Origin of the sequence: Prochlorococcus marinus str. MIT 9515 (assembly GCF_000015665.1) — a bacterium.
In the GTDB taxonomy this organism is placed as follows: Bacteria; Cyanobacteriota; Cyanobacteriia; order PCC-6307; family Cyanobiaceae; genus Prochlorococcus_A; species Prochlorococcus_A marinus_P.
Genome location: NC_008817.1, coordinates 1,511,191 through 1,529,249, shown reverse-complemented (window position 1 = coordinate 1,529,249; position 18,059 = coordinate 1,511,191). Strand labels below are relative to the sequence as shown.

Here is an 18,059-nt window from a genome sequence, read left to right as displayed (position 1 = left end):
AAAATTAAATTTTTGATTGATAATGTCATTGAAACTTTAAAAAGATTCGATAATTAATTCAAAAATTAAGATGAGCTAGCCTATTCAAGTCTTATGTCAATAGGAATCTTAGGAAAAAAATTGGGAATGTCCCAATTATTCGATGATGATGGAAATGCAGTACCAGTTACTCTTATAGAGGCTGGTCCATGTCGTGTCACCCAATTAAAAACTCAATCTTTGGATGGTTATACTGCTATTCAAATAGGTTATGGCGTATCGAAAGATAAGCACTTAAGTAAACCTGAGAAAGGTCATTTATTAAAGTCAGGCAAAGAACTTTTAAAACACTTAAAAGAATTTAAAGTTGAAGAAAATTCTTCTTACGAGATTGGAAAAGAAATAACTGTTACAAATTTTGAGGTCGGTCAAAAAGTTGATATAAGCGGAAAATCAATGGGAAGAGGTTTTTCTGGATATCAGAAAAGACATGGTTTCAGTAGAGGACCTATGAGCCATGGTTCAAAAAACCATAGAGCTCCAGGTTCTACAGGGGCTGGAACAACACCGGGGCGAATTTATCCTGGGAAAAGAATGGCAGGAAGATATGGAGGAAAAAAAATTACTACAAAAGGTTTACTGGTGGTTAAAATTGATGATCAGAAAAATTTGCTTGTAGTTAAAGGATCTGTACCAGGAAAACCTGGTTCGATAGTGAATATTAGGCCTAACAATACTGTAGGTAATAAAGGAGGAACTAAATCATGACAACTTTAGAAACTTTAAAATGGGATGGTAAAAAAGTGGGCAAAGTTTCAATTGATTTGAAAGTTGCTAAAGAGACTTCTTCCTCCGATTTAATTCATAGAGCTGTTCTTAGACAATTAGCTAACCAAAGACAAGGTACTGCATCTACCTTGACAAGGTCCGAAGTTCGCGGAGGCGGTAGAAAGCCATATAAGCAAAAGGGGACAGGAAGAGCCCGTCAAGGATCAATAAGAACTCCATTAAGACCCGGCGGAGGGGTGATTTTTGGCCCTAAACCGCGTTCGTATAATCTGGATATGAATCGAAAGGAAAGAAGATTAGCCCTTAGAACAGCTTTAATGTCCAGAGTTGATGATATAAAAGCCGTAGAAGATTTTGGCTCTACACTTAATCAACCAAAAACTAGTGAGATAATAAATGGTCTTTCTAGATTAGGAATAGAAAAAACAGAAAAAGTTTTGGTTATTCTTGATAGTCCTTCTGAAGTCATAAAAAAATCTATCAACAATATTGCAAAAGTAAAATTAATTGCTGCTGATCAGTTAAATGTTTTTGATATTCTCAATGCTAATAAGCTAGTGATAGGTCAATCAGCAATCAATAAAATTCAGGAGGTTTATGCATCATGAGTAAATTATTTGAGTCTCGTTTAGCAGATGTAATTCGTAAGCCCGTCATTACAGAAAAAGCGACAAATGCACTAGACCTTAATCAATATACTTTTGAGGTAGATCATAGAGCGGCAAAGCCTCAAATCAAGGCAGCAATAGAGGCCTTGTTTAATGTTAAAGTTATAGGAATAAACACTATGAATCCTCCTAGGAGAACAAGAAGAGTCGGTAAATTCTCCGGAAAACGTTCTCAAGTCAAAAAGGCAATTGTACGTCTTGCTGAAGGAGACAAAATCCAACTATTCCCAGAATCTTAAGGAGTTTTTATCATGGCTATTCGTAAATTCAAACCCTACACACCTGGAACTAGGCAAAGAGTTGTTACTGACTTTAGTGAGATAACAGGCTCTAAACCTGAAAGATCATTAATAGTTTCTAAGCATAGAAATAAAGGGAGAAATAACAGAGGTGTTATAACTTGTCGCCATAGAGGTGGTGGACATAAAAGACAATATAGATTAGTAGATTTTAGAAGAGATAAGAGAAACATTAATGCCAAAGTGGCAGCTATTCATTATGATCCTCATAGAAATGCTAGGCTTGCACTGTTATTCTACGAAGATGGAGAGAAAAGGTATATTATCGCTCCTGCAGGCATAAAAGTTGGTCAAAATGTAATTTCTGGTGATAGTGTTCCAATTGAAGATGGTAATGCAATGCCTTTATCTGTTATGCCATTAGGATCGAGTGTTCATTGTGTAGAACTATATGCTGGGAGAGGTGCTCAAATGGTCAGATCTGCAGGAGCTAGTGCACAATTAATGGCGAAAGAGGGGGATTATGTAGCATTGAAACTCCCTTCTACAGAAGTTCGACTTGTTCGTAAGGAATGTTATGCAACTTTAGGTGAGGTGGGTAACGCGGAAATACGCAATACCAGCTTGGGAAAAGCAGGAAGAACAAGATGGTTAGGTAGAAGACCTCAAGTGAGAGGTAGTGTTATGAACCCATGTGATCATCCACATGGAGGAGGAGAGGGAAAGGCTCCGATTGGTCGGGCAGGTCCTGTAACCCCTTGGGGTAAGGCAGCACTTGGATTGAAGACACGTAAGAAGAACAAGCCAAGTAATAACTTAGTCGTTCGAAGACGTCGAAGGATCTCTAAGAGAAGTAGAGGAGGAAGAGATTCTTGATTACTTTTATTTCTATTTCTATTTCTATTTTATAAATCATGGGACGTTCATTAAAAAAAGGACCTTTTATAGCAGATAGTTTGCTTAAAAAGGTAGAAAAACAAAATACTGAAAATGATAAATCAGTTATAAAAACATGGTCTCGATCTTCGACGATACTTCCTGTTATGATTGGTCATACGATCGCAGTCCATAATGGTAAGGCCCATATACCAGTATTTATAACTGAACAAATGATTGGCCATAAATTAGGTGAATTCGCTCCTACTAGAACCTATCGTGGTCACTTAAGAGATAAGAAGGGGGCAAGATAAATGATAAAAAAATCTGAAATGACAAAAAAAGCTATTGCTCACGGTAAGTACATTCGTGGATCTGCATCAAAAGTAAGAAGAGTTCTTGATCAAATTAGAGGTAAATCTTATCGAGATGCACTTATTATGTTGGAATTCATGCCATATAGATCTACAGATCCTATTACCAAAGTATTAAGATCTGCAGTAGCAAATGCAGAACATAACTTAGGTATGGAACCTTCCTCCTTAGTAATTTCTTCAGCTTCAGCTGATAATGGACCAGTAATGAAAAGGTTCAGACCAAGAGCTCAAGGTAGAGCTTTCTCTATCAAAAAACAGACTTGCCATATCAGTATTTCTGTTGAATCTGCTCCAAATCAAACTAATACGGAGGCTCAAAACTAATGGGAAATAAAATTAATCCAACAGGACTTAGGTTAGGTATTACCCAAGAACATCGTTCCAAATGGTTCGCTACTTCTAAAACTTATCCAATTCTTCTTCAAGAAGACTATAAAATCCGTAACTTTATCCAAAAGAAATATAGTTCAGCTGGAATTAGTGATGTTTTAATTGCTAGAAAAGCCGATCAGTTAGAACTTGAATTGAAAACAGCCAGACCTGGAGTAATTGTAGGAAGACAAGGAAGTGGTATTGAAGAATTGAGATCAGGCATTCAAAAAACTATTGGAGATAGAACCAGACAAGTCAGAATTAATGTAGTTGAAGTAGAGCGAGTTGATGCTGATGCATATTTATTAGCTGAATATATAGCTCAACAATTAGAAAAAAGGGTTGCCTTTCGAAGAACTATAAGGATGGCTTTGCAAAGAGCTCAAAGGGCTGGAGTATTAGGTCTGAAGATACAAGTCGGAGGAAGACTGAATGGTGCCGAAATAGCTAGATCAGAATGGACAAGAGAAGGTAGAGTTCCTCTACATACTCTGAGAGCTGAAGTTGATTATGCACTGCGAGAAGCAAATACAACTTATGGTGTTTTGGGTATTAAAGTTTGGGTTTTTAAAGGAGAGGTACTTCCTAAAGAAGAACAAACTATTCCTGTTGGGGCGATACCTAGAAGGAAAGGTAGTCGAAAGCCACAGCAATTTGAGGATCGTTCATCTAATGAGAATTCATAGGAGGTATAAAAATGCTTAGTCCAAAACGTACTAAATTCCGAAAACAGCATAGAGGTAGAATGAAAGGTATTGCCTCTAAGGGCAACACCATAGCATTTGGTCAGTTTGCACTCCAAGCTCAAGATTGTGGTTGGGTTACTGCTCGTCAGATTGAAGCTAGTAGAAGAGCAATGACAAGGTATGTGAAACGTGGAGGGAAAATATGGATTCGTATTTTTCCAGATAAACCAGTCACCATGAGACCCGCTGAAACAAGAATGGGTTCTGGTAAAGGTAATCCTGAGTTTTGGGTTGCTGTCGTAAAACCGGGAAGAATATTATTTGAAATGGGTGGTGAAGAGATTACAGAAGAAATTGCCAAAGAAGCTATGCGCTTGGCCCAATATAAATTACCTGTTAAAACAAAATTTATTTCAAGCGATAAAATTGTAGGTGGTGATTCACCAGTAGAAAAGGCTATTGAGAAAGAATCAACAGAGGAGGTTAAAAAATGAAAAACTCAGAATCTATAAAAGAATTTAAAAAATTAAATTCTTCTGAAATTAATGAAAAAATTGATCAATTACGTAAAGATCTTTTCGACTTGAGGTTTAAACAAGCGACAAGACAGCTTAATGAAACTCATCAATTTAAAATCATCAAGAAACAAGTTGCACAATTACTTACACTTAGTAAAAGTCAATCTAATTCTCAAAAATCCTCTGATTAATTATTACTATGGCACTTAAAGAAAGAATTGGTACTGTTGTAAGCGACAAAATGGATAAAACAGTTGTTGTCGCCGTTATCAATAGATATCCTCATCCAACTTATAAAAAAATTGTAAGTAAAACTACTCGCTACAAGGCACATGATCCAGAAAATAGCTGTGCTATGGGCGATAGAGTTAAAATTAAAGAAACTAGACCACTAAGTGCTCATAAGAGATGGGCAATAGAAGAAATTCTCAACAAAACAATAAAGAATAAGGAGGATAAAAAATGATTCAACAAGAAACTTATTTAACCGTTGCAGATAACAGCGGGGCCAAAAGATTACAATGCATAAGGGTTTTAGGTTCAAATAGAAGATATGCTCATGTGGGAGATGTTGTAGTTGCATCAGTAAAAGATGCATTGCCAAATATGGGAGTTAAAAAATCAGATGTAGTTAAAGCTGTTATTGTTAGGACAAGACATACTTTAAGAAGAAATACAGGCAATTCTATTCGTTTTGATGATAATGCAGCTGTTTTGATTAATGAAGATAAAAATCCAAAAGGCACTAGAGTCTTTGGTCCTGTAGCAAGGGAATTACGGGATAAGAATTTTACTAAGATTGTTTCTTTAGCTCCGGAGGTTATTTAAATGTTGGATTCAATTAAACAAAAGAAAAATTCCAAACGAATAAAAATGAGAATCAAAACAGGTGACTTAGTTAAAGTTATTAATGGAAAAGAAAAAGGTAAGACTGGTGAAGTTTTAAAAACCATTCCATTAGAAAATAGAGTAGTAGTTAAGGGAATAAATCTTAGAACAAAACATGTTAAACCTACTCAAGAAGGCGAAAGTGGGAGGATATTGACTGAAGAAGCTTCATTACATGCCTCTAACGTAATGTTTTTTTCTAAAGATAAAAATATAGTAAGCAAAATTGAATTTTTTATTGATAAAGAAGGAGTAAAAAAAAGGAAATTGAAAAAAACTGGTGAACTAATTGATTAAATTTTTCATCCAAAACGAGATTTCAATTTTCTTACTACACAATTCTGACAAAGACCAGAATTAATTCTAAAAATTATGACTCTTAAAACTCGCTACAAAGAAACAATAAGACCAAAGCTTTTAAAAGATCTTGGTCTTAAAAATATTCATCAAGTCCCCAAGGTTATTAAAGTTAATGTCAATAGAGGGCTTGGAGAAGCTGCTTCGAATTCAAAGGCTTTAGAAGCCTCTTTAAATGAAATGGCAACTATTACTGGGCAAAAAGCTTTAGTTACAAGATCTAAAAAAGCAATTGCAGGCTTTAAAATCAGGGAAGGCATGGCAATTGGCTGCACTGTTACCTTAAGGGGTGACAGGATGTATTCTTTTCTTGAAAGATTTATAAATCTAGCCTTGCCAAGAATAAGAGATTTCAGGGGTGTTAATCCTAAAAGCTTTGATGGGAGAGGAAATTATACTTTAGGTGTCAAAGAACAATTAATATTCCCTGAAATTTCATTTGATAAAATTGACTCCATTAGAGGAATGGACATCACAATTGTCACTAGCGCTTCAAATGATCAAGAGGGTAAAGCTCTTCTGAAGGAGCTAGGAATGCCTTTTAGTAATTAACTTAATAAACATGTCAAATCACGATCCTATTTCAGATATGCTCACTCGGATAAGAAATGCGAGTCAAAAAAAGCATACATCAACATCAATTCCAGCTTCTAGGATGATTCTTAGTATTGCTAAAGTTCTTCAAAAAGAAGGTTTCATAGCGGATATTAACGAAGAAGGAGAAGGCTATGAGTCAAAAATAGTTCTAGGGCTTAAATATAGTGGGAAAAATAGATTTCCTACTATTAGATCAATGCAAAGAGTTAGTAAACCCGGATTAAGAGTTTATAAGAACACAAAGGGGTTGCCAAAAGTTCTTGGGGGGCTTGGAGTTGCTATAGTATCCACCTCAAAAGGTGTAATGAGTGACCGCGATGCAAGAAAACAAGGCATCGGTGGAGAAGTTCTTTGTTATGTTTATTAAGGAGAATTAATTATGTCAAGAATAGGAAAATCCCCAGTACAAATCCCTGACAAGGTATCAGTTGATATTAATGGCTTAACTATTACCGTAAAGGGTCCAAAAGGTGAACTTAAAAGACTCATGCCTGAAGGTGTAGATTTTGTCCAAAAAGAAAACCAGATTGTTGTTACTCCATCTACGACAAAAAGATATTCAAGAGAAAGGCATGGCCTCTGTAGGACATTGATTTCAAATATGGTACAGGGAGTAACTGATGGATATTCAAAGAAATTAGAAATAGTAGGTGTTGGATCTAGAGCTCAAGTTAAAGGAAAAACTTTAGTAGTAAGTGCTGGATATAGCCATCCAGTAGAAATGACCCCCCCCGATGGTATAACATACAAAGTTGAAAGTAATACGAATGTAACTGTATCTGGGATTGACAAAGAAATTGTTGGAAACGAAGCCGCAAAAATCAGATCAATCAGACCTCCCGAACCTTATAAAGGTAAAGGTATTAAATACCAAGATGAGAGAATCATCAGAAAAGCTGGTAAATCCGGCAAAAAATAATTGCTTTAAAAATCATGGCTAAAATTTCAAGAAAACTCCAAACTCAAAAACGTCATAAAAGATTAAGAAGATACTTAATTGGTAATAAAATTAGGCCAAGATTAGCAGTTTTTCGTTCTAATAATCATATTTATGCACAAGTTATTGACGACGATGCACAACAAACAATATGTTCAGCTTCAACGGTAGATAAAGAGCTTAAGGAGGATTCAGATAAACTTTCTCCTAACTGCAGTTCTTCTACAATAGTTGGTAAGTTATTAGCTAAACGAGCAATTAAGAAAGGTATCAAACAAGTTATTTTTGATCGAGGGGGAAATTTATATCATGGGAGAGTTAAAGCTTTAGCTGACGCAGCCCGTGATGCAGGCCTGAATTTCTAAATATTTATTTTTATCATGACAGACACTCCAACAAAAAACGAAAATCAGTCCAAAGCTGATAATTTACCTCCATCAAATCCTAACGATCAGAGGAAAGGTAATCGTAACAATGATCGAAAAAGAAATAGAAGAGGTGATTCTAAAAATGAGAGAGATTCTGAGTGGCAAGAAAGAGTTGTGCAAATCAGAAGGGTATTCAAAACTGTAAAAGGTGGAAAAAAAATGAGTTTTAGAGCAATTGTTGTTGTGGGGAATGAAAAAGGTCAAGTAGGAGTAGGAGTCGGGAAAGCAGGAGATGTTATTGGAGCAGTAAGAAAAGGAGTTTCAGATGGCAAAAAACATCTTGTTAGAGTCCCTCTAACCCCAAATAATTCAATACCAACTTTATCTAAAGGTAGAGATGGAGCTGCAAATGTTCTTATAAGACCTGCTGCTCCAGGTACCGGTGTAATTGCTGGAGGTTCAATAAGGACGGTTTTAGAATTAGCAGGCATAAAAAATGTTTTAGCTAAAAGATTGGGTAGTAAGACTCCTTTAAATAATGCAAGGGCTGCAATGGTGGCTCTCTCTCAATTAAGAACCCACAAATCTGCCTCTAGGGAGAGAGGTATTTCTCTTGAACAGCTTTATTCTTAAAATTATGACTTCAACACTAAATACACTAAAATCAAATCTTGGTTCTAGAAAGAAAAAACTAAGAAAAGGTAGGGGTATTGCTGCTGGGCAAGGAGCTTCTTGTGGTTTCGGTATGAGAGGACAAAAATCTCGATCTGGTAGACCTACGCGCCCTGGATTTGAAGGTGGCCAAATGCCGCTCTACAGAAGGGTGCCCAAATTAAAGCATTTTGAAATTATTAATCAAAAAAATTACTCAATAGTTAATTTAAGTAAATTAAGTGAATTTAAAGATAATGAAATTGTCAATATAGATTCACTTGTGAAAAAGAAGTTATTATTTAAGCCTAAATTTCCACTAAAAATTTTAGGTAATGGAGTAGTTAAAGTAAAATTGAAAGTTCAAGCTCACGCATTCACTAAAGTTGCTCAAGAAAAAATTGAATCAGCTGGTGGATCTTGCGAAGTTCTGAATAATAAATAAATCTAATTTATAAATTTGATTCTACTTACCGATGTTAGTTAACAAAAGTCGAAATCCAAGTGCTTCAGAAATAATTACTCAATTATTTTTAAATAAAGAGTTAAGGAATCGAGTTTTAACCACTTTAGGACTTTTACTCTTGGTCCGATTGGGTATTTACATACCAATGCCAGGGATTGATAGAGTTGCTTTTAAAAGTTTCATAGATCAAGGTGGACAATTAATTGGTTTTTTAGATATTTTTACTGGAGGAGGAATTTCTACTCTAGGAATATTTGCACTTGGGATCTTACCATTCATTAATGCTTCTATTATTATCCAACTCCTGACTGCTTCACTACCTGTTCTTGAAGATTTACAGAAAAATGAGGGAGAAGCAGGTAGACGAAAAATTGCTCAAATAACAAGATATGTCTCTTTGGGATGGGGATTTTTGCAAAGTATTATATTTTCTTTAATTCTCAGACAATATGCGGTTGAGGGTATAAGTGAAAGCGCATTTGTTTTGCAAACATCTATTGCCCTAGTTACCGGTTCAATGATAGTAATGTGGTTTAGCGAAATTATTACTGAAAAAGGTATAGGTCAAGGTGCCTCATTAGTAATCTTCTTAAATATTGTGGCCACATTACCAAAAGCTTTAAGTTCAACTATTGAAAAAGCACAAACCGGTGACAGGGGTGATGTTTTGGGTATAGTCGTCTTACTTGGAGTCTTTTTACTTACAATTGTAGGAATAATTTTTGTTCAAGAAGGAGCTAGACGTATCCCAATTGTGAGTGCTAAAAGACAGATAGGAAGCTCATCATTACTTCCAACAAGACAAAGCTATCTACCATTAAAATTAAATGCTGGAGGAGTTATGCCAATAATCTTTGCCTCTGCCTTGATATTTTTGCCAATAACTGTCGCAAACGTTACGGGTAATCCAGTATTAATCAAATTAGCTGGCAGTTTGAATCCAGGCTCATCTAATCCATGGCCTTATGCCTTGACATTTTTTGCGCTCATTTTAGGTTTTTCTTATTTTTACGCCTCTCTTACCATCAACCCAGTAGATGTAGCATCTAATTTAAAAAAAGGTGGAGTTGCTATCCCTGGAGTAAGACCAGGTTCTAAAACAGCAAATTACTTATCAGGTATTCAAAATAGATTGACATTATTAGGAGGATTATTTTTAGGGTCAGTAGCTATAATTCCTGCAGCTGTAGAAAGAGCAACTAATGTTCAAACTTTTCAGGGTTTAGGAGCAACTTCTTTATTAATTCTTGTGGGAGTTGCGATCGATACAGCCAAACAAATTCAAACTTATGTTATTTCTCAGAGATATGAGGGACTAGTTAATAATTAATGAAAAAACATTTACTCTTCTTAGGACCTCCTGGAGCAGGTAAAGGCACTCAGGCTGCATACTTGAGTGAAGCTAATTCTTATTTGCATTTATCAACTGGAGAATTATTAAGAAAAGAAATTGATCTGGATACTTATTTGGGGAAACAAGTAAAAGATATTATGAACAAGGGCGAACTTGTAAGCGACCAATTAGTTTTAGAAATTGTCAATAAAAATCTGTCTAAGGATAATAAAGGTTGGATTTTAGATGGCTATCCTAGAAATTTGTCACAAGTTAATTCTTTAAATGAGGTTTTGATGAATATAAATCAACCTTTAGAGATAGTCTTTTATTTAGATGTACCAGACGAAGTTTTAATAAAGCGTTTACTTCTGAGAGGTAGAAAAGATGATAATGAAGAAACTATAAAAACAAGATTAAAAATATATAAGGAAACTACTGAACCATTAATTGAATATTATAAAAATCTCTCTTTACTAGAATATATAAATGCAGATGGGGATTTAAAAACAATTTCTAATGATATAAAACAAAAAATGGCTTGATCATGATGTAGAATAAAAAATTAATGTTTTAATGAGAAAACCTTATGAAGGTTAGAGCCTCAGTAAAAAAAATGTGTGACAAATGTCGCGTTATTCGTAGACATGGTAGGGTCATGGTTATTTGTACCGCGAGTCCTAGACACAAACAACGTCAAGGTTAATCTTTGATGACATTTATTTAAAAACCTTTAACTAATTTAAAACAAGTGGCTAGGATCGCAGGAATTGACATACCTCGTGAAAAACGAGTTGAAATTGCACTCACATACATCTATGGTATTGGTCTGACAAGATCAAAATTAATCCTTTCGAATACAGGAGTGAATCCTGATATTCGTGTAAAAGATTTATCTGATAGCGATGTTCAAAAATTGAGAGTTGCAGCAGAAGATTTTACTGTAGAGGGAGATTTACGTAGGCAAGAGGGAATGGCTCTAAAACGCCTTCAAGACATTGGTTGTGTTAGAGGCAGGAGACATAGAATGAGTCTACCTGTAAGAGGTCAGAGAACAAGAACTAATGCTAGAACTAGACGAGGCTCAAGAAAAACAGTTGCAGGAAGAAAAAAATAATATTTAATTATCAATAAAAGAAACTTAACTTATTTATGAAATTGTTATGGCAGCTCCAGTAAAAAAAACAGGGTCAAAGAAATCAAAGAAAAATGTACCAAATGGTGTAGTACATATTCAAAGTACCTTTAATAACACTATCGTATCTATTAGTGATACTTCAGGTCATGTAATTTCTTGGTCTTCTGCAGGAGCAAGTGGATTTAAAGGCGCCAGAAAAGGTACCCCATTCGCTGCTCAAACAGCTGCTGAGGCAGCAGCTAAAAGAGCTCTGGATCAAGGGATGAGACAAATAGAAGTATTAGTTAGAGGCCCTGGCTCAGGTAGGGAAACCGCCATAAGAGCTTTACAAGTGGCCGGTTTAGAAATAACTCTAATAAGAGATGTAACTCCATTACCTCATAATGGATGTAGAAGACCTAAACGTAGACGCGTTTAGAACTTAACCATCCCACCCCCCACCCATAAACTTTCAACCTTATTTTCCGTGTTGCAATACCAGATTGACAGAATCGATCATCAAACAGCAAATGATCGCTCCCAAACAGGAACATTTCTTATTGGCCCCTTAGAGAGAGGGCAAGCTACTACCCTCGGGAACTCTTTAAGAAGAGTGCTTATGGGAGGACTTGAAGGAAGTGCTGTTACTGCGGTAAGGATTGCAGGAATCAATCATGAATACGCCACTATCCCAGGGGTTAGAGAAGACGTTCTAGATATTCTTTTAAATTGTAAGCAACTTTCTATTAATAGTTCGAACCCAGAGCTTGAAATTGGGAGATTAGTTGTTAGCGGTCCCATGGAAGTAAAGGCAAACGATATACAATTTTCTTCACAGGTTGAAATTGTTGATGGAGATAAGCCTATTGCGACTATTCAAGAGGGACATAATCTAGAGCTTGAAATTCATGTGGAAAGAGGTGTAGGTTATAGACCTGTAGATCGCAGAAACCAAGAAACTACATCTGTTGACTTGCTTCAAATTGATGCTGTATTTATGCCTGTTAAGAGAGTAAATTTCTCTATAGATGAAACTGCGGTAGCAGAGGGTGGAACAGGTAGAGAGAGATTAACAATGGAAGTTGTAACAGATGGATCAACTAGCCCCGATGATGCAATTGCAGAAGCTGCAAATCAGTTAATTGAACTTTTTCAGCCACTTGCGACTGTTACAATGGTTGAAGAAATACCTGAAGAGCCAGAACCATCTCCAGAAGCTCAAATTCCATTAGAAGAATTAAACTTGTCTGTTAGAGCGTATAATTGTCTAAAAAGAGCTCAAGTTAATTCTGTTTCAGATTTAATGGGATTTAGTTATGAAGATCTTTTAGAAATTAAGAACTTTGGCTCCAAATCTGCAGATGAGGTTATTGAAGCTCTTGAGCGCATAGGTATTTCAATTCCACAAAGCAGGACATCTGTTTAACAAACTTTGAGATTATGAGACATCAACTTAGAATTCCTCTTTTAAGCAAACCAGCTGATCAAAGAAAAGCACTTCTTAGAGGCTTAACTACACAACTCATTAGAGAGGGTAGAGTAACCACTACAAAAGCTAGAGCTAAAGCTTTAAGAAATGAAACCGAAAGAATGATTTCCTTAGCAAAAGAGGGGACTTTAGCTGCTAGAAGAAGAGCTATTGGATATATTTATGATAAAAAGCTAGTGCATTCATTATTTGAAAAAGCTCAAGAAAGGTATGGGGATAGAAATGGAGGTTATACTCGAATAGTTCGAACTGTTGCAAGAAAAGGTGATAACGCTCAAATGGCTATTATTGAACTTGTTTAAAGATAAAAAGATCAATATTTAATTAATAAAGATAAATTATAACTTTTGAAAAGAGTAGCATTGCTAGTCCAATATGATGGGTCTTATTTTTCTGGTTGGCAAAGACAGAAAAATGCAATAAGTGTTCAAGAAATGATAGAAGATGCACTTTTCAAAGTGTCTAATCAAATGATTAAAACATTCGCTGCAGGTAGAACGGATTCTGGGGTTCATGCATCTGGCCAAGTAGTCCATTTTGATATTGATTTTGTAATACCAAGCGATCGATATGCAAATGTATTAAATAGTAGATTGCCTTCGACAATTAGAATCTTAGAATCAGTAGAGGTTAAAAAGAATTGGCATGCCTGTTATTCTGCGGTTTATAGACATTATCGATATGTTATTAATAATAGTAAGATTCCAAATTTATTTTTAAATAAATGGTCATGGCACAGATACCAAAAATCTCTAGATGAGTTTTTAATGTCAAAAGCTTTAAATGGAATGATTGGAGAGCACGATTTTTATGCATTTCAAAAGAGTGGTAGTACTAGATCAACGTCTGTAACAACAATAAAATCAATAGAAATTGAGAGGACGGAGGATTTGATATTAATAGATATAAAGGCTACTGGTTTTCTTTATGGGATGGTCCGTTCAATAGTTGGTCAACTTGTTTTAGTAGGAGAAAAGAAGATATCACCAGAAATTTTTAAAGATAGATGGGTTGGTAAAAAGAAACAGGATGTTCATGAATCAGCCCCAGCGAACGGCTTATGTTTTGTTAATTCGGTATATCAAGAAACTATTTTTAAAAGGATTGATAAAAATGATCTTTTCCCGAAATTTGTAATAAGAGGGTATTCCTAACTTCTATAGTTTTTGTTCTCAAAATTATATGTTTAGATAATCTTAAAATATTGTTGAATACTACTTCAATAATGTAGAATTTAAGACTGATTTAAATTTATTCTGATAAATTTTATAAATGAATAAAACAATTACTCCCTCTATAGAAACTATTGAAAGAAATTGGTTTTTAGTGGACGCTAAAGATAAGACACTTGGCAGACTTGCTACAGAAATAGCTTCTGTACTGAGAGGAAAAAATAAACCGACATTTACACCTCATCTAGATACAGGAGATTTTGTTATTGTTGTAAACGCTGAAAAAGTAGAAGTTACAGGTAAAAAAACATCACAGAAATTATATAGAAGACATTCCGGCCGACCTGGGGGAATGAAAGTTGAAAAATTTGAATCACTTCAAGAAAGAATTCCTGAGAGAATAATCGAGCAAGCGGTCAAAGGAATGCTGCCTCATAATTCATTGGGTAGGCAGCAATTCAAGAAATTAAAAGTTTATAAAGGTTCAGAACATCCTCATGCTGCACAAAATCCTGTATCATTAAATAGTTAATTTCTAACAATGAATAGTCAAATAAAAAACAAAGCGGTTTATTGGGGTACTGGCAGAAGAAAAACTTCAGTAGCTAGAGTTCGTTTAATTCCTGGAAATGGACAAATTAAAATAAATGGTCGTTCTGGTGATGACTATTTAAACTTTAATCCTTCACATTTAAATTCGGTTAAAGCACCTTTGCAAACTTTAGGCCTTGAAAACTCTTATGATATATTCGTAAATGTTTTTGGTGGTGGTTTAACAGGACAGGCAGATGCAATCAAGCAAGGAGCAGCTAGAGCTCTCTGTGACTTGTCTCCAGACAACAGGAAGCCTTTAAAAACCGAAGGACATCTTAGTAGAGACCCAAGAGCAAAAGAGAGAAGAAAATATGGTCTTAAAAAAGCTAGAAAAGCTCCTCAATTCTCCAAACGTTAAAAAGATTTTATTATGCCTAAATCAGAAATTCATCCTAAATGGTACCCAGATGCAAAGGTTATTTGTAATGGAGAAGTAGTAATGACAACCGGCTCAACTAAGCCTGAATTGCATGTTGATGTTTGGAGTGGTAATCATCCTTTCTTTACTGGAACTCAAAAGATTCTTGATACTGAAGGTAGAGTTGATAGATTTATGAAAAAATATGGAATGGGTTCAGCTGATTCCGCTACTTCGCAAGAAACAAAAGAAGCTAAGGAATCAGATAAATAGAAATTTACAAATCTAAATTTAAGCAAAACTTCAATTGGAATACACAACATTAATTGCAAGGTTAAAAACTGCTTCAAAAAGTTTTGTGAATTTAGAAATGCAGTTGGCAGATCCCGATATTGCAAATAATCCAAAAAAATTAGAATTAATAGCAAAAGAAAGAGCCAAACTAGAACCTTTGGTTCTTGATTTTAATCAATTGCTTGATACTGATAAAGAAATTGACGATTCCAGACAACTGCTCAAAGATAATAGGAATGATAAGGATATGGAATTGTTGATTAATGAAGAATTATGTAATCTAGAAGTTCTAAAGAATTCACTTATCCAAAAAGTAACAATAGCTTTACTTCCAAAAGATCCTCGAGATGAAAGAAGTGTAATGCTTGAGATAAGAGCTGGCGCTGGAGGGAATGAAGCTTGTATTTGGGCTGGTGATTTAGCAAGAATGTATGAACGATATGGACAAAAAATCGGGTGGTCAGTAAAACCTATTAGTGCCTCAGAATCTGATATGGGAGGATTTAAAGAATTAGTTATTTCTATAAAAGGAGATTCTGTTTATAGTCAATTAAAATTTGAGGCAGGTGTACATAGAGTTCAAAGAGTTCCAGCGACGGAATCTCAAGGAAGAGTTCATACTTCTACAGCTACAGTTGCCGTTATGCCTGAGGCTGATCCAGTTGAAGTTAAGATTGATCCAAGTGATTTAGAAATTGGTACAGCGAGGTCAGGTGGTGCCGGAGGCCAAAATGTTAACAAGGTAGAAACTGCTATTGACCTTATTCATAAGCCGACAGGTATAAGAGTGTTTTGTACTCAAGAAAGATCGCAGCTACAGAACCGTGAGAGAGCCATGGAAATTTTAAGAGCCAAATTATACGAAATTCAATTAAAAGAAGCTAATGATAAGGAAAGGTCACAAAGGTTAATGCAAGTTGGAACTGGAGATAGAAGCGAAAAAATTAGAACTTATAATTTTAAGGATAATAGAACCACTGATCATAGATTAGGCTCTAATTTTGCATTAGAGCCAATTCTGGCAGGACAATTAGATGAAGTTATAGATGCTTGTATAGCTCAAGAACAAAAGAGGATAATGGAGGATTTTAATGAGAATGAGAATTAAATTTTTTTAGTTTTTAGCAGCTAAACCGATCACATATTTACTCCACTCTTTGTGTTTCCCAGAGTCTATTTGTCTCGTCGCTTCAAAATTCAGATTGCTTAATGGGCGATATGGCTTTCTTTTTAAAGGCATATTTGCTTCTTCAGGAGTTCTACTACCTTTTTGAACATTACATCTTAGACAGGCTGTTGTTACATTTTCCCAATTATCGGTACCACCCCTGCTCCTTGGCAAAACATGATCTATCGATAAATCACTTCCTCTATGGTTGCAATATTGGCAAGAATTATTGTCTCTAAGAAGTATATTTTTTCTTGTAAGGGCAACTTCTCTAAAAGGAACTTTGACGTAATAACGAAGCCTTATAACAGTAGGCAGTTTTTGACCAGAATGTATTAAGTATGATTGATCCTCTTCTAAACTTTCTGCTTTACCTTTAATCATTAAAATGATAGCTCTTCGCCAAGAAGTTATATTTAAAGGTTCATAAGAAGCATTTAAAACAAGTGTCTGGCTCATGCCAAAAATCATTTTACATGTCATGCTAGCGGTATATTTAATTAAGCGCATATAACTACGCAAACATTAATGCAGATTTCCTTTAATAATCGAAAAAATAATGTGGATACTAATTTAAATTTTCAAGGAGAAATTGATCCAACTCAAAGAGCATGGATAGAAGTAAGCAGAAAAGCAATAGAGGCTAACGTTAGGAAGTTAAGATCAAAATTAAAAAATAATTGTGAATTCATGGCAGTTGTGAAGGCTGATGGATATGGACATGATGCCAAAGTTGTATCTGAAAATGCGATTAGAGGTGGTGCTTCTCAATTAGGAGTAGCAACCTTAAAGGAGGGAATAAAACTTCGCTCTTCAAGCATAAATGTCCCAATTCTTGTTCTTGGGAATCTTTATGCAAAAAAAGATTTATTAATATGTTTTAGAAATGATTTGATGCCAACTGTTAGTTCGATTAGGGAATGTTTAATTTGTAATGAAATAGGCAAGATCAATAATATGAAATTTTCGTTACATCTAAAAATTGATACTGGGATGTCAAGATTGGGATTTGAATGTGATGAATTCGTACAACAATTTAATAATATAAAATCTCTTAAAAATATAGATGTTAAGGGCATATATAGTCATCTTGCATGCGCAGATGAAAAGAATGCATTGAATCCCAAAAGTAGAACCCAATTACAAAGAGAAAAATTTCAAGAATTGTTGAAACTTGTCAGTATTGATAATACAAAAAATATCAAGATTCATCTCGCAAATTCTGCTGGCATGATTCTTGGTAAAAACTTTCATTTTGATATGGTTCGCGTTGGATTGGCCATGTATGGTTATGATCCATTAATAAATACAACTGAAAAGTCGCTTCTTAAACCTGCTTTATTTTTGAAGGCTAAAGTGACTTTTGTTCGAACTATTGAGAAAGGTGTTGGAGTAAGTTATGGAAATAAATTTGTTAGTGATAGAAAAACAAAGTTAGCTGTCTTAAGTATTGGTTATGCTGACGGAATTATCAGGAGTCTCTCTGGTAAAATAAGTTTAATTCATAATAAAAAACTTTATCCTCAGGTAGGATCCATAACAATGGATCAAATGATGGTAGATATTACAGATTCTGAGGATATTAAAGTAGGTAGTACTATGCTATTACTAGGATCTGATGGAGAACAAACAATTTCTCCGATTGATTGGGCACATAAATGCGATAGTATTCCTTGGGAAATTCTTTGCTCTTTTAAAAACAGATTACCAAGAGTCCAAGTTGATTAGACATTTCGATTAGATAAATAATTTTGAAAATTTGCTAA

At 35.0% G+C, this 18,059-nt stretch carries 32 protein-coding genes; 31 read left to right on the top strand and 1 reads right to left on the bottom strand.

Annotated elements, in window-relative coordinates; all coding sequences use genetic code 11:
• Window positions 1–93 precede the first annotated feature (93 nt).
• From rplC to prfA, 30 genes are all read left to right on the top strand, one after another.
• On the top strand, window positions 94–747 hold the full coding sequence (gene rplC, locus P9515_RS08320; RefSeq protein WP_011821037.1) for a 50S ribosomal protein L3: 654 nt from the start codon (window positions 94–96) through the stop codon (window positions 745–747).
• A complete protein-coding gene (gene rplD, locus P9515_RS08315; protein WP_011821036.1) occupies window positions 744–1,376 on the top strand; it encodes a 50S ribosomal protein L4 in 633 nt (210 codons plus the stop codon). Before rplC ends, rplD begins: the two co-directional genes overlap by 4 nt.
• The gene (locus P9515_RS08310; protein ID WP_011821035.1) at window positions 1,373–1,675 is read left to right on the top strand and encodes a 50S ribosomal protein L23; all 303 of its coding nucleotides are present in this window, start codon (window positions 1,373–1,375) and stop codon (window positions 1,673–1,675) included. The genes rplD and P9515_RS08310 overlap by 4 nt, the downstream gene beginning before the upstream one ends.
• A 12-nt stretch (window positions 1,676–1,687) precedes the next feature.
• Window positions 1,688–2,551, top strand: a complete 864-nt coding sequence (gene rplB / locus P9515_RS08305; RefSeq protein ID WP_011821034.1) for a 50S ribosomal protein L2 — start codon at window positions 1,688–1,690, stop codon at window positions 2,549–2,551.
• Between the two features lie 38 nt (window positions 2,552–2,589).
• On the top strand, window positions 2,590–2,865 hold the full coding sequence (rpsS, locus tag P9515_RS08300; RefSeq protein ID WP_011821033.1) for a 30S ribosomal protein S19: 276 nt from the start codon (window positions 2,590–2,592) through the stop codon (window positions 2,863–2,865).
• Window positions 2,866–3,252: a 50S ribosomal protein L22 gene (gene rplV, locus P9515_RS08295; protein ID WP_011821032.1), complete on the top strand. Its 387-nt coding sequence runs from the start codon at window positions 2,866–2,868 to the stop codon at window positions 3,250–3,252.
• Window positions 3,252–3,986: a 30S ribosomal protein S3 gene (gene rpsC, locus P9515_RS08290; protein WP_011821031.1), complete on the top strand. Its 735-nt coding sequence runs from the start codon at window positions 3,252–3,254 to the stop codon at window positions 3,984–3,986. The genes rplV and rpsC overlap by 1 nt, the downstream gene beginning before the upstream one ends.
• An 11-nt stretch (window positions 3,987–3,997) precedes the next feature.
• The gene (gene rplP, locus P9515_RS08285) at window positions 3,998–4,480 is read left to right on the top strand and encodes a 50S ribosomal protein L16 (RefSeq protein ID WP_011821030.1); all 483 of its coding nucleotides are present in this window, start codon (window positions 3,998–4,000) and stop codon (window positions 4,478–4,480) included.
• Window positions 4,477–4,695, top strand: coding sequence for a 50S ribosomal protein L29 (rpmC, locus tag P9515_RS08280; RefSeq protein WP_011821029.1), 219 nt, complete (start codon window positions 4,477–4,479; stop codon window positions 4,693–4,695). The genes rplP and rpmC overlap by 4 nt, the downstream gene beginning before the upstream one ends.
• Before the next feature lie 8 nt (window positions 4,696–4,703).
• Window positions 4,704–4,970, top strand: coding sequence for a 30S ribosomal protein S17 (gene rpsQ, locus P9515_RS08275; RefSeq protein ID WP_011821028.1), 267 nt, complete (start codon window positions 4,704–4,706; stop codon window positions 4,968–4,970).
• Window positions 4,967–5,332, top strand: a complete 366-nt coding sequence (gene rplN / locus P9515_RS08270) for a 50S ribosomal protein L14 (protein ID WP_011133176.1) — start codon at window positions 4,967–4,969, stop codon at window positions 5,330–5,332. Before rpsQ ends, rplN begins: the two co-directional genes overlap by 4 nt.
• Entirely contained in the window at window positions 5,333–5,689 is a 357-nt protein-coding gene (gene rplX / locus P9515_RS08265; RefSeq protein ID WP_011821027.1) for a 50S ribosomal protein L24, read from the top strand.
• Window positions 5,690–5,764: 75 nt separating this feature from the next.
• A complete protein-coding gene (rplE, locus tag P9515_RS08260) occupies window positions 5,765–6,301 on the top strand; it encodes a 50S ribosomal protein L5 (RefSeq protein WP_011821026.1) in 537 nt (178 codons plus the stop codon).
• 10 nt (window positions 6,302–6,311) lie between these two features.
• Complete coding sequence (gene rpsH / locus P9515_RS08255) at window positions 6,312–6,713, top strand: 30S ribosomal protein S8 (RefSeq protein ID WP_011821025.1); 402 nt, start codon at window positions 6,312–6,314, stop codon at window positions 6,711–6,713.
• 12 nt (window positions 6,714–6,725) lie between these two features.
• Window positions 6,726–7,265, top strand: coding sequence for a 50S ribosomal protein L6 (gene rplF, locus P9515_RS08250; RefSeq protein WP_011821024.1), 540 nt, complete (start codon window positions 6,726–6,728; stop codon window positions 7,263–7,265).
• A gap of 14 nt (window positions 7,266–7,279) precedes the next feature.
• Window positions 7,280–7,648, top strand: a complete 369-nt coding sequence (gene rplR / locus P9515_RS08245) for a 50S ribosomal protein L18 (protein WP_011821023.1) — start codon at window positions 7,280–7,282, stop codon at window positions 7,646–7,648.
• Window positions 7,649–7,663: 15 nt separating this feature from the next.
• Window positions 7,664–8,284: a 30S ribosomal protein S5 gene (gene rpsE, locus P9515_RS08240; RefSeq protein ID WP_011821022.1), complete on the top strand. Its 621-nt coding sequence runs from the start codon at window positions 7,664–7,666 to the stop codon at window positions 8,282–8,284.
• Window positions 8,285–8,288: 4 nt separating this feature from the next.
• Complete coding sequence (gene rplO / locus P9515_RS08235) at window positions 8,289–8,747, top strand: 50S ribosomal protein L15 (RefSeq protein WP_011821021.1); 459 nt, start codon at window positions 8,289–8,291, stop codon at window positions 8,745–8,747.
• Between the two features lie 31 nt (window positions 8,748–8,778).
• Window positions 8,779–10,098, top strand: a complete 1,320-nt coding sequence (gene secY, locus P9515_RS08230) for a preprotein translocase subunit SecY (RefSeq protein ID WP_011821020.1) — start codon at window positions 8,779–8,781, stop codon at window positions 10,096–10,098.
• Window positions 10,098–10,646 carry an adenylate kinase gene (locus P9515_RS08225; protein ID WP_011821019.1) on the top strand — a complete coding sequence of 183 codons (549 nt, stop codon included), beginning with the start codon at window positions 10,098–10,100 and terminating at the stop codon, window positions 10,644–10,646. The genes secY and P9515_RS08225 overlap by 1 nt, the downstream gene beginning before the upstream one ends.
• Before the next feature lie 44 nt (window positions 10,647–10,690).
• Window positions 10,691–10,807, top strand: coding sequence for a 50S ribosomal protein L36 (rpmJ, locus tag P9515_RS09395; protein ID WP_011133166.1), 117 nt, complete (start codon window positions 10,691–10,693; stop codon window positions 10,805–10,807).
• A gap of 45 nt (window positions 10,808–10,852) precedes the next feature.
• A complete protein-coding gene (gene rpsM / locus P9515_RS08220; protein WP_011821018.1) occupies window positions 10,853–11,218 on the top strand; it encodes a 30S ribosomal protein S13 in 366 nt (121 codons plus the stop codon).
• Window positions 11,219–11,264: 46 nt separating this feature from the next.
• Window positions 11,265–11,657: a 30S ribosomal protein S11 gene (gene rpsK / locus P9515_RS08215; RefSeq protein ID WP_011821017.1), complete on the top strand. Its 393-nt coding sequence runs from the start codon at window positions 11,265–11,267 to the stop codon at window positions 11,655–11,657.
• A 48-nt stretch (window positions 11,658–11,705) separates the two neighbouring features.
• The gene (locus P9515_RS08210; protein ID WP_011821016.1) at window positions 11,706–12,644 is read left to right on the top strand and encodes a DNA-directed RNA polymerase subunit alpha; all 939 of its coding nucleotides are present in this window, start codon (window positions 11,706–11,708) and stop codon (window positions 12,642–12,644) included.
• A gap of 14 nt (window positions 12,645–12,658) precedes the next feature.
• Window positions 12,659–13,009 (top strand): 50S ribosomal protein L17, encoded by a 351-nt coding sequence (gene rplQ, locus P9515_RS08205; protein ID WP_011821015.1) that lies wholly within the window; start codon window positions 12,659–12,661, stop codon window positions 13,007–13,009.
• 45 nt (window positions 13,010–13,054) lie between these two features.
• On the top strand, window positions 13,055–13,861 hold the full coding sequence (truA, locus tag P9515_RS08200; protein WP_011821014.1) for a tRNA pseudouridine(38-40) synthase TruA: 807 nt from the start codon (window positions 13,055–13,057) through the stop codon (window positions 13,859–13,861).
• A 118-nt stretch (window positions 13,862–13,979) separates the two neighbouring features.
• Window positions 13,980–14,411, top strand: a complete 432-nt coding sequence (gene rplM / locus P9515_RS08195; RefSeq protein ID WP_011821013.1) for a 50S ribosomal protein L13 — start codon at window positions 13,980–13,982, stop codon at window positions 14,409–14,411.
• A 9-nt stretch (window positions 14,412–14,420) separates the two neighbouring features.
• Window positions 14,421–14,831 (top strand): 30S ribosomal protein S9, encoded by a 411-nt coding sequence (gene rpsI / locus P9515_RS08190; RefSeq protein WP_011821012.1) that lies wholly within the window; start codon window positions 14,421–14,423, stop codon window positions 14,829–14,831.
• A 12-nt stretch (window positions 14,832–14,843) separates the two neighbouring features.
• Window positions 14,844–15,104, top strand: a complete 261-nt coding sequence (gene rpmE / locus P9515_RS08185) for a 50S ribosomal protein L31 (protein ID WP_011821011.1) — start codon at window positions 14,844–14,846, stop codon at window positions 15,102–15,104.
• Window positions 15,105–15,138: 34 nt separating this feature from the next.
• Window positions 15,139–16,233 carry a peptide chain release factor 1 gene (gene prfA, locus P9515_RS08180; protein WP_011821010.1) on the top strand — a complete coding sequence of 365 codons (1,095 nt, stop codon included), beginning with the start codon at window positions 15,139–15,141 and terminating at the stop codon, window positions 16,231–16,233.
• 6 nt (window positions 16,234–16,239) lie between these two features.
• Here prfA and P9515_RS08175 read toward each other — a convergent pair whose 3' ends face one another.
• Window positions 16,240–16,803 (bottom strand): HNH endonuclease, encoded by a 564-nt coding sequence (locus tag P9515_RS08175; RefSeq protein ID WP_011821009.1) that lies wholly within the window; start codon window positions 16,801–16,803, stop codon window positions 16,240–16,242.
• 18 nt (window positions 16,804–16,821) lie between these two features.
• Here P9515_RS08175 and alr point away from each other — a divergent pair, with 18 nt between their 5' ends.
• Window positions 16,822–18,021, top strand: a complete 1,200-nt coding sequence (gene alr, locus P9515_RS08170) for an alanine racemase (protein ID WP_011821008.1) — start codon at window positions 16,822–16,824, stop codon at window positions 18,019–18,021.
• The last annotated feature ends 38 nt before the right edge of the window (window positions 18,022–18,059 follow it).